The organism is Nonomuraea basaltis, from assembly GCF_005893125.1.
Lineage (GTDB): Bacteria > Actinomycetota > Actinomycetes > Streptosporangiales > Streptosporangiaceae > Nonomuraea > Nonomuraea basaltis.
Genome location: NZ_VCJS01000331.1, coordinates 1 through 10,444 on the forward strand (window position 1 = coordinate 1; position 10,444 = coordinate 10,444).

At 72.6% G+C, this 10,444-nt stretch carries 9 protein-coding genes; 2 read left to right on the top strand and 7 right to left on the bottom strand.

From position 1 onward, the window contains the following. Positions 1-1,061: tetratricopeptide repeat protein (locus EJK15_RS63745; RefSeq protein WP_138719997.1), on the top strand; the 1,061-nt coding region annotated here is incomplete at its 5' end. Positions 1,062-1,353: 292 nt separating this feature from the next. On the opposite strand, the gene EJK15_RS63750 is transcribed toward EJK15_RS63745, so the two are convergent. Continuing rightward, a complete protein-coding gene (locus tag EJK15_RS63750; RefSeq protein WP_138719998.1) occupies positions 1,354-1,590 on the bottom strand; it encodes a hypothetical protein in 237 nt (78 codons plus the stop codon). A gap of 300 nt (positions 1,591-1,890) precedes the next feature. On the opposite strand from EJK15_RS63750, the gene rnhA reads away from it, so the two are divergent. After that, complete coding sequence (rnhA, locus tag EJK15_RS63760) at positions 1,891-2,364, top strand: ribonuclease HI (RefSeq protein ID WP_138720000.1); 474 nt, start codon at positions 1,891-1,893, stop codon at positions 2,362-2,364. Between the two features lie 102 nt (positions 2,365-2,466). Here rnhA and EJK15_RS63765 read toward each other — a convergent pair whose 3' ends face one another. The 6 genes from EJK15_RS63765 to EJK15_RS63790 form a co-directional block, all read right to left on the bottom strand. Continuing rightward, on the bottom strand, positions 2,467-3,975 hold the full coding sequence (locus tag EJK15_RS63765) for an MFS transporter (RefSeq protein WP_138720001.1): 1,509 nt from the start codon (positions 3,973-3,975) through the stop codon (positions 2,467-2,469). Between the two features lie 35 nt (positions 3,976-4,010). Continuing rightward, complete coding sequence (locus EJK15_RS63770; RefSeq protein ID WP_138720002.1) at positions 4,011-6,866, bottom strand: ATP-binding protein; 2,856 nt, start codon at positions 6,864-6,866, stop codon at positions 4,011-4,013. 7 nt (positions 6,867-6,873) lie between these two features. Beyond that, the gene (locus EJK15_RS63775) at positions 6,874-7,620 is read right to left on the bottom strand and encodes an isocitrate lyase/PEP mutase family protein (protein WP_138720003.1); all 747 of its coding nucleotides are present in this window, start codon (positions 7,618-7,620) and stop codon (positions 6,874-6,876) included. Beyond that, on the bottom strand, positions 7,617-8,459 hold the full coding sequence (locus tag EJK15_RS63780; RefSeq protein WP_206062116.1) for a cytochrome P450 family protein: 843 nt from the start codon (positions 8,457-8,459) through the stop codon (positions 7,617-7,619). Before EJK15_RS63780 ends, EJK15_RS63775 begins: the two co-directional genes overlap by 4 nt. 105 nt (positions 8,460-8,564) lie before the next feature. Next, positions 8,565-9,272, bottom strand: coding sequence for a DUF998 domain-containing protein (locus EJK15_RS63785; protein WP_138720004.1), 708 nt, complete (start codon positions 9,270-9,272; stop codon positions 8,565-8,567). Then, positions 9,269-10,444, bottom strand: a 1,176-nt coding sequence (locus EJK15_RS63790) for a glycosyltransferase (protein WP_420847181.1), incomplete at its 5' end; no start/stop codon positions are given. The genes EJK15_RS63790 and EJK15_RS63785, both read right to left, overlap by 4 nt.

Sequence of the window (10,444 nt, forward strand, 5' to 3'; positions counted from 1 at the left end):
GGCTTGCCGGTCTCCTCGACGATCCGGACAGCGCCGTCCCGGAAGTCGGGATCGAACCTTCGTCGTGTCTCTGCCATCGCCTGGTCCTCCTCTTAGGCGATGCCTCAACGATACGAGGGGAAACCCACATCACCATCTACCGCGACCTCAGCGACCACCATGGCGAAGCCGGGACGCTGAACAACCTCGGCAACGCCCTACGCGAGGTGCGCCGCTTCGACGAAGCCATCACCGCCCATCAAACCGCCGCCACCATCTATCACAACCTCAGCGACCACCACAACGAAGCCGGGTCATCGACCAACCTCGGCAACACGCTGCAAGGGGTGCGCCGCTTCGACGAAGCCATCACCACCTACCAAACCGCCATAGCCATCTACCGCGACCTCAGCGACCACTACGGCGAAGGCCGGGCGCTGAACAGCCTGGGCATCGCCCTACGCGAGGTGGGCCGCTTCGACGAAGCCATCACCGCCCTCCAAACCGCCATCGCCATCTACCGCGACTTCAGCGACCACTACGGCGAAGCCAGCGCGCTGAACAGCCTGGGCATCGCCCTACGCGAGGTGGGCCGCTTCGACGAAGCCATCACCGCCCTCCAAACCGCCATCGCCATCTACCGCGACTTCAGCGACCACTACAGCGAAGCCAGCGCGCTGAACAGCCTCGGCAATGCCCTACGCGAGGTACGGCACTTCGACGAAGCCATCACCGCCCTCCAAACCGCCGCCACCATCTGCTGCAATCTCAGCGACCACTACGGCGAAGGCCGGGCGCTGAACAACCTCGGCATTGCCCTGCAAGGGATGCATCGCTTCGACGAAGCCATCGCCCCGCATCAAACCGCCGCCACCATCTATCGCAATCTCAGCGACCACCACGGCGAAGCTGGCGCGCTGAACAACCTCGGCAATGCCCTACGCGAGGTGCGCCGCTTCGACGAAGCGATCACAGCATTCGAGCAAGCCATAGCCCTCTCCAAGTCAATGGAGGACAATCACATCCGCGACATTGCGCAAGCTAACCTCGAGGACGTCCTGCGCCAGAGGGCTGCTTCGTAGCCATTGCCGCCGGAGGACAGTCCCCCCACGCGCTCGTGCGGGACATGCGCGGGATGATCAGGCAAGGTGTAAGGACCGCATGAGGCGTCCCTGCAGGTCAGAGTGGGTGAGCATGCAGTTTAGTCCACGCTCTCCTAACACGGGTGTTCTTCGAGTTGTGGGCGTGGCTGGCATAGGCCCTCGCGCCGACACGTACAGGCGGCGGCGAAGGCCCTGGCACCGGCGCGCCTTAACCCGTCGGCGCCGGGGCGGCTGAACGACGAGGGCCGGAGGGGTGGGCGCGCCGTTCGATCTACGCCCGGGCGGCCAACACCTCCTCCGGGATCTCCTTCGGCACGCCGCGCAGCCCGGCCAGTGCCAGCAGCGCCACCAGGCCCAGCACCGCCGCCGTGACGAACGACGTGAGATGCACGCCCTCGATGAACGCCGCCTGCGCCGCCCGCAGGAGCTGCCCGCCCTGCTCGGCGGGCAGAGTCGCGGCCGTGCCCACCGCCCCGCCGATCGACTCCCTGGCGGCCTCCCCGGGCACCCCGGCGGGCAGCTCAGCTCCAGGTTGGCTCGGTAGGCGCTGTTCAGCACGGTGCCCAGGACCGCGATGCCGAGCGCCCCGGCGTTCGAGCCCGCGGCGGTGCAGCGCGCTTCGAGGCGAGCCAGGGGCAGCCGTGGCTGGTCAACGCCCTGGCCTACGACATCATCCGGATGCGGAAGATCAATCGTCTTTGACGTACGGCGGGACGTCCCGCCCGCGGCCGAACGCACGGCCGTGACGACCGCCACCACGCCCTCCGGCCGGTCGGTCACGCTGCTGCACGCCTGAGAGACTGTCAGCGTGACGGACGTGGTCGAAATTTTCACCGATGGCGCCTGCCGCGGCAATCCAGGGCCTGGCGGCTGGGGTGCCGTGCTGCGGTACGGCAAGCATGAGCGGGAGCTGCATGGTGGCGAGGGCGCGACCACCAACAACCGCATGGAGCTGTTGGCCGCGATCATGGCGCTGGAGACGTTGAAGCGGCCCTGCGAGGTCCGGCTGCACACCGACAGCACGTATGTCAGGAACGGGATCACCTCCTGGATCGCCGGGTGGAAGCGCAACGGGTGGCGCACCGCGGCCAAGGAGCCGGTCAAGAACGCCGACCTGTGGCAGCGGCTCGATCAGGCGGCCGGCAGGCACCAGGTCGAGTGGCTGTGGGTGAAGGGGCACAACGGCCACCCCGGCAACGAACGGGCGGATGGACTGGCCCGGCGGGGCTGCGACGAGGTCGCGAGCGGGGGCGGTAGCTCGAACGGGGCGTTCGACCTCTAGGCAACGGTAGAAGGGGACCTGACCTTCTAGGCAGGTCCCCGTGCCCTGTCCGGAGAAACAGAGTGTTTGTTGTGCTTCACACTGCTGATGACTTCGTGGCCGTTACGCCCGGGCAGCCAGGACCTCCTCCGGGATCTCCTTCGGCACGCCGCGCAGCCCGGCCAGTGCCAGCAGCGCCACCAGGCCCAGCACCGCCGCCGTGACGAACGACGTGAGATGCACGCCCTCGATGAACGCCGCCTGCGCGGCCCGCAGGAGCTGCCCGCCCTGCGCGGCGGGCAGGGCCGCGGCCGTGCCCACCGCCCCGGCGATCGACTCCCTGGCGGCCTCCCCGGGCACCCCGGCCGGCAGCTCCAGGTTGGCGCGGTAGGCGCCGTTCAGCACGGTGCCCAGGACCGCGATGCCGAGCGCCCCGCCCAGCTCGAACGCCGTCTCGGACACCGCGGCCGCCGCCCCCGCCCGCTCCCTGGGCGCGGTGGCCAGCACGTTGTCGTTGTTGACCGTGAACGCGAACCCGATCCCGACGCCGCCGATCACCATGGCGGGCAGCAGAGTGAGGTAGTTCAGCTCGAACCCGAGCGTGGTGTAGTAGAGGAACGCCCCCGCGTTCATGGCCAGGCCCAGCGCCACCACGCCGTTCCTGCCGATGTAATGGATCAGCTTGGCGGCCAGGATCCCGCCGATCGCGCCGCTCAGGCCACCGGGCAGCTGCGCCAGCCCCGCCTGGAGCGGCGACCAGCCCAGCACGAGCTGGAGGTACCAGGCGAACATCAGCATCATGCCCGACATCGCGAAGATCGCCAGCAGGTTCGTCACGATGGACGCGCTGAACGCCCTGCGGCGGAAGAGCCGTACGTCGATCAGCGGCTCGGCCAGCCGCGTCTGCCGCCACCCGAACACGCCCAGCAGCATCACCCCGGCCACGCCGGCGACCAGCACGTCGGCATGCTCGACGCCCTTGTGCGCGGCCTCCTTGACCGCGTAGACGGCGGTCACCATGCCGGCGAACGACAGGACGACGCTGAGCAGGTCGAGCCGGCCCGCGTCCGGGTTGCGCGATTCAGGCAGCACCAGGATCCCGCCGACCAGCACCAGCAGCATGATCGGCACATTGATCAGGAACACCGACCCCCACCAGAAGTGGTCGAGCAGCAGCCCGCCGATCACCGGCCCGACGGCGAAGCCGGCGGCGCTCATCCCGCTCCAGATCCCGATGGCCGCGGTCCGCTCGCCCGGCTCGGTGAACACGTTCCGGACGATCGACAGGGTGGACGGCATGATCGTCGCGCCGGCCACGCCGAGCAGCGCCCTGGCCGCGATCAGCAGCTCGGCGTTGGGTGCGTACGCCGTCACGATCGAGGCGGCGCCGAACGCGGCCGCGCCGATCAGCAGCAGGCGTTTGCGGCCGATGCGGTCGCCGAGGTTGCCCATGGTGATGAGCAGGCCGGCGAGCGCGAAGCCGTACATGTCGCCGATCCAGAGCAGCTGCGTGGAGCTCGCGCCGAGGTCGGTCACCAGCCGGGGCAGGGCCAGGTGCAGGACCGTGAGGTCGAGCGAGAGCAGCAGCGTGGCCAGGCAGGCGATGGCCAGACAGGACCATTTGTTCTTCATGACGGCCACTGTCCGTGGGACGGCTGACGGCGCGCCTACCGTTCGCTGACCATCCGGCTGACCTCCGCCAGCCCGGCGTCGATGCGGGTGCGGGTGTCCTCGGTGCTGTACCAGTCACCGGGGCACTCGTCGCGGGCCTGGGTCAGCGCGGCGCGCGCCTCGCCCAGGTCCCCGAGGGCCAGCGCCACCTCGCCCAGGCCGAGGTGCGCCCACGCCATGGTCTCCATGGAGCCGTTCCGGCGCGACAGCTCGGCGGCGAGCGCGTAGTCGGCCCGCGCGCCCACCGCGTCGCCCAGGCCGAGCCGGGCGTCGCCGCGCCGGCACAGAGCCTCGGCGATCTCCGAGTTCGCGCCCAGCTCGCGCGCCAGCGCCAGCGCCTCGTCGGCCAGCGTGTGCGCGGTCTGGTGGTCGTGCCGCATCTGGTGGAGACTGCCGAGCCCGGACAGCACCAGCACGGCGCCCCAGCGTTCGCCAATGGCCTTGAACGCGGCCAGGCTCAGCTCGAACCGCGCCAGCGCCTCCTCGGTCCGGCCGAGCACGTCCAGCACGAACGCCGAGCCGGCGAAGGACAGCGCTCTCTGCCAGGGCGGGAGCGGGAGCTTGCCGACGTTCCCCATGATCTCCTCGTACGCTGACTCGAAGTCGCTGGGCGGCCCCGTGAACATCGACAGCAGCATCATCAGGAACTCCACCCGCGACGGCAGATACGCACTCGGCAGCAGCTCCCGCACCTCCGCCAGCCGCACCCGCAGCGCGTCGCCGACCGCTCCCGTCCAGGCGGAGACGAGCACGCACATCACGTACTCCTCCTCCATGCCCTCGGGACGGGCGGTGCCCAGCTCGGCCAGCAGCTCGGTGGCGAGGTCGGCGCTGGTGACGCGGTGGCCGCGCATCCACCAGTAGCAGGCGCTGTACGCCAGCATCCGCAGCGCCGTCTCCAGCCGCCCCGACTCGGTCGCCCAGCGCAGCGCCGCGTTGAGGTCGTCGCTCTCCTCGTCGAGCCGGGCCAGCCACTCCAGCTGCTCACGCGTGCGCAGCCGCGCGTCGGCCGCGACGACCAGGTCCAGGTAGTAGGCGGCGTGCGCGTGGCGCATCGCGTCCACCTCGCCGGACTCGGCCAGCCGCTCGGCGCAGAACGCCCGGATCGTATCCATCATCCGGTAGCGGCCGTCGACGACCTCCACCAGCGACTTCTCCGCCAGCGAGAACAGCACCTCCTCCGGCAGCCCGCACACCCGCTCGGCCGCCTCGGGCCGCGCGCCGCCCACGAACACGGTCAGCCGCCTGGCCAGTCGCTGCTCGCTCTCGTCCAGCAGCCCCCAGCTCCACGCGACGACCGCGCGCAGCGTCTGGTGCCGGGGCAGCGCCGTACGGCTGCCGCGGGTCAGGAGCCTGAACCGGTCGTCGAGCCGCGCCGCCACGTCGGACACCGACAGCGTACGCAGCCGCGCCGCGGCCAGCTCGATGGCCAGTGGCAGCCCGTCGAGTGCCCGGCAGATGCGCACGACCTGCGCGGCGTTGCCCGCGTGCACGGCGAAGCCGGGCTGGACGGCGGCGGCGCGGTCGGCGAACAGCCGGACGGAGGGGTAGCCCAGCGGGTCGTCCGCCTCGGGCGGCGGCAGCCGCAGCGGCGCCACGGGCAGGATCGACTCGCCGGTGATGCCCAGCGCCTCCCGCCCGGTCACCAGCACCCGCAGCCCCGGGCAGGAGGCGAGCAGCACGTCGGTCAGCTCGGCGGTGGCCGCGACGAGGTGCTCGCAGTTGTCCAGCACCAGCAGCAGCTTGCTGTCGGCGAGTGCGGTGTGCAGCCGGGTGACCGGGTCCACGGCCGGCCGGTCGGCGGTGTGCAGCAGGGGGTCGCGGATGTCGAGCGCGGCCAGCACGGCGCCGGGCACGTCGGCGCCGTCGGAGACGGGCGCGAGCGGCACGAAGCAGACGTCCCCCGGCTCCTGCCCGGCCGCCTCGATCGCGAGCCGCGTCTTGCCCGCGCCGCCCGGGCCGATCAGCGTGACCAGCCTGTCGGCCCGCAGCCTGGCGCTCACCTGTGCCAGCTCCTCGGCCCGCCCGACGAAGCTGGTGAGCTGCGCCCGCAGCCCCTGCCGCCGCCGGGCGGTCTGGGCCGCGGAGCCGGCCCGCGGCACGCCCAGGTCGGCGGGGCCGCCGAGCGCCGGGTCGGCCCGGAGCACGGCCAGGTGCGCGGCGGCCAGCTCGGCTCCCGGCTCGACCCCCAGCTCCTCGTCCAGGATCTTCCTGGCCTCGTCGTAGACGGTCAGCGCCTCGGCCTGGCGGCCGCTGCCGTAGAGGGCGCGCATGAGCTGGGCCCGCAGCCGCTCGCGCAGCGGGTGGGCGGCGATGAGCTGGCTCAGCTCGGCGACCAGCTCCCGATGCCGGCCCAGGTCCAGGTCCGCCTGTACGCGGTCCTCCGTGGCGGCCAGCCGCAGCTCCGCCAGCGCCGCCGCGGCGGCCTCGGCGTGCGGGGCGTCGGCCAGCGCGGCGCCCCGCCACAGCTCCAGCGCCTCACGCAGCAGCGCTGCCGCCTGGCCGGGGTCGCCGGCCGCCAACGCCTGCCGGCCCGCCTGTGCGAGCAGCTCGAACCGCCGCGCGTCCACGTCCTGCGGGTCGGCGACCAGCCGGTATCCGGCCGGATGGAACTCCACCAGATCCCTGCCCAGCGCCCGGCGCAGCCGGGACACCTGCGACTGCAGCGCGTTGGCCACGCCCTCGGGGGGCTGGGCGCCGTACATGCCGTGCACGAGCTGCTCCGCGCCCACGATGCGCCCGGCGTGCAGGGCGAGCAGCGTGAGCAGGGTCCGCACCCGGGGGCCGCCGAGCGCGACGGGCTCGCCGTCCCCGGCCAGGACGGTGGTGGGGCCGAGGATCTGGAAGCGCATGCGTCGATTATCGCGGCTGCGGCAGGAACGCGGTGATCTCCGCATATGTCGGCACCTGAGGCGCGGGCCTGCCCTGGATGCCGAGCACCGTCGCCAGCGCGCCCTGCAGCGCGGCCCGGTACAGCAGCGACCCGGTGCTCACCCTCGCCACGCCGGCCGCGCCGAGCTGGGCCAGCGTGGGGCCGCCCGGCTGGTGGAGGACGTTGAGCGGCAGCGGCGTGCTCGCCGCGACCTCCGCGATCTCGCCCAGATCGCTCAGCCCCGGTACGAAGATCCCGTCGGCGTGGCCGTAGGCGCGCACCCGCTCCCGCGTGTCGCCGGTCCGCAGCCAGCACGTGTCGGTACGGGCGTTGACGAACACGCCGTGGCCCTTGGCCGCCTCGATGATCCGCTGGTGCAGCTCGATCGGGCGCAGCGTGCCGTCGGGGCGCCCGTCCTCCAGGTTGACGCCCGCCACCCCGAGCGAGGCCAGGCTCGCCACCAGGTCGGACACCTCGGCCGGGTTGTCGCTGAAGCCGCCCTCGATATCCACGGTCACCATGACGCCGAGGTCCTTGATCGACTCCGCCAGCTCGATCGTCTCGGCCTTGGTGGCGCCGGCCGCGTCCGGTCTGCCGTACACGGCGGCCACGCCGAGGCTGGTCGTGCCGATCGCCGGGAAGCCCTGCGCGGCCAGGACGGCGGCCGAGCCGTAGTCCCAGGCGTTCGGCAGCAGCAGCGGGTCGCCGGGGCGGTGCAGGTTGCGGAAGCTCATCGGTGGCTCCCGCCGTGCAGCGAATGAGCGCCGTCGCCTGGAGAACGGAGTGAGGCCGTGAGCACGGCCTCCAGTACGCCGGCGGCCAGGGCGAGCGCGTGGGCGGGGGCTGGGCAGGGGCGCACGCCGTACCCGAACGTCAGGTGCGGGGTGTCGCCGCGCGCGGGGTCGAACCGGCCGGGCTCGGCGAACACATCGGGGTCGCGGTTGGCGGCCACCAGGTCGATCGTCACCTCGTCGCCGGTCCGCGTGTCGAGCCGGCGGGTGGCCTTGAGCGGCGGGTCCTGTCTGAGCGTCTCCCGCAGCAGCGCCTCGACGTCGGCGCCGGGCTCGGCAGGTCCGGGGGCGTCACCAGGCGCGCCGGGTCTCGCGGCGGCGTGTTGGAGCGCGTTGTCGATGAGGGCCTCCGTGGCGGCGTGTCCCTGCAACAGGAGCGTGACGGCCGGGAGGTCGGTCAGGCCGAGCAGCTCGGCGACGGCGGCGTCGGCCTCCGGGCTCTCCTCGCCCGACAGGTAGCCGCTCGCCGCGGCGGCGACGGCGCTCGTGTCCTTCACCCCGAGGGCGGTCCCGAGCACGGCCGTGGGCACGCCCCGCCATTCGCCGTCCCGCTCCAGGGTCATGGCCCTGGCCGCGGTCCGCAGCTCGGCGGGGTCCAGCGCCGCCAGCCGCTCGACGACCAGGTGGCGGCGCGCGGCGTGCGTCTCGCCGGTGCTGAACCGCGACACGTGCGCGCGCAGCCAGGCAAGCGTTCCCTCCCGGCCGTCCTGGCGTACGGGAGGCGGCACGTACCTGGGATCGGCGAGCACCGCCCGGGCTTCGGCATGGCGTGTGATGAGCATGGAGTCACGCTAGAACGTGATCCCTTCGACGGCGGTCTAAGCATGCTCGCGCCGAGACCTGGACGGGACCAGGCCCAGGCCAGGCGCCCGGCAGCCGCGCCGGGGTCAGGCGGCGAGGCGTTCCGGCCGGTCAGGTCGCCCTCCCTCTGAGGTCTCGGCGGAACCGGCGGGCTCGGCGGGTCGCGTGGGCGTCGTCTGGGTCCGCGCCGCGGGCCGACCGGCGGTGGCCGCCAGCGCCATCGCCGCGAGGAGCACCATCTCGGCCAGAACCACGGCCCGCTCCAGCAGCCCGTAGTAGGCCGCGCCGTCGATCAGCGGAGAGGTGATGGAGGCCGGGTGCGCCGCCAGGTAAGCCGCCAGCGTCACCGCGGACGCCACGCTCACGGCCCTGACCGCGTTCCAGCGGGGCGCCGCCGCCCGGCCCCTGGCCAGGGTCCAGCCGGCGACCGGCAGCGAGGTGAAGACGACCGCGGCCGCCCAGCGGTGGATCTCGCCGGTGAGCGAGCCGACCTGCGACGTGCCGGGATCGGTGGGGAAGATCGCGCTCATCATCAGCCCGGCGGCCCCGGCCAGCAGCAGCACCCGGGTGGCCGCGGTGCGCACCGGGTCGGCCGACGCCAGGCCGTACGCGAGACACAGGCACGCCGCCGCCAGCGCCAGCATCCCGATCAGCACCGGGACCAGCCCGCCGGACACCAGCGCGTAGTCGCTGAGCAGCGGCTGAGCGGGCAGGGCGACCTGCGCGTACGCGAGCGCGCACGCCGACACCACCGTGCCGGTGACGGTGCCCCAGACACTCTGCCAAGGGGTCATCGAGCCACCTCATCGTAGATCCGCTCGAACCGGGCGAGCGACGACTGGTCGTCATGGGTGAGCGCCAGCTCCCTGCTGGCCTTGCCGAGCCTGGCCCGCAGGCCGTCGTCGGCCAGGATGCCGCTCAGGTGCCTGGCCAGCGCGATCACGTCGCCCGGCTCGAACAGGAACCCGTTGCCGTCCACCAGGTGCGGCAGTGCCATCGCGTTGGCGGCCACCACGGGCAGGCCCGTGGCCATGGCCTCCAGCGTGGCGATGCTCTGCAGCTCGGCGACGCCCGGCATGGCGAACACGTCGGCGGCGGCGTACGCCTGGGGCATGTTCTCGTCGGGCACGAAACCGAGGAAGAACACCCGCTCGGCCACGCCGATGCGCTTGGCCAGCCGCTCCAGCTCCGGCCGCTGGTTGCCCTTGCCGACGAGCGCCACCTGCGCGTCGGTCTCGTTCAGCACGAGGGGCAGCGCGCGGACGATCTCGTCGAGGCGCTTCTCCTCGTCCAGCCGGCCGACGAACAGGACGGTGGGCCGGTCAGGCAGGTCGAACAGCTTGCGCGCCCAGGCCTTGGGCTCGGTGTGCGGGTGGAACCTGGTCAGGTCGATCCCGCAGGAGACCGGCTCGACGTCGCGCCCGAACCCCTGGTCGGCAAGGAGCTTGGCGGCCAGCGGGGTGGGCGTGGTGACGCGGTCGGCCCGGTTGAAGATCCGGCTGAAGTCGCGCCAGGCCAGCCGGCCCGCCTTCGCCCGTAGCCGGTCGGGGATGTGGGCGAACTGGAAGAGGTTGTCGGGCATGAAGTGGTTGGTGGCCACGATCGGCACGCCGGCGCGGCGCGCGGCGGCGATGGCGGCCCGGCCGGCCACGAAGTGGCCCTGGGTGTGCAGCACGTCGGGCTTGATGTCGGCGACCAGCCGGTCGAGCCTGGCGGGCACGGGGAACCGCATGCTGGGGTGGACCGGGATGGGCGCCGAGCGCAGCCGGTGCACGATCACGCCGTCCACCACGTCGGCGCTGGCCGGGCCCACGCTCGATGGGCAGACCACGTGTACTTCGTTGCCGCGCGCGGCCAGGCCGGTGGCCAGGCGATGGGTGAAGTAGGCGGCGCCGTTCACGTCGGGGGGATAGGTGTCGGTGGAGATCAGCACTCGGCGGGGGCGCTCGGGCGCGGAGGCGGGCGC

Coding starts and splice junctions, on each gene's coding strand:
- EJK15_RS63765 (WP_138720001.1), bottom strand. CDS start 3,975: ATGAAGAACAAATGGTCCTGTCTGGCCATCGCCTGCCTGGCCACGCTG.
- EJK15_RS63770 (WP_138720002.1), bottom strand. CDS start 6,866: ATGCGCTTCCAGATCCTCGGCCCCACCACCGTCCTGGCCGGGGACGGC.
- EJK15_RS63775 (WP_138720003.1), bottom strand. CDS start 7,620: ATGAGCTTCCGCAACCTGCACCGCCCCGGCGACCCGCTGCTGCTGCCG.
- EJK15_RS63780 (WP_206062116.1), bottom strand. CDS start 8,459: ATGCTCATCACACGCCATGCCGAAGCCCGGGCGGTGCTCGCCGATCCC.
- EJK15_RS63785 (WP_138720004.1), bottom strand. CDS start 9,272: ATGACCCCTTGGCAGAGTGTCTGGGGCACCGTCACCGGCACGGTGGTG.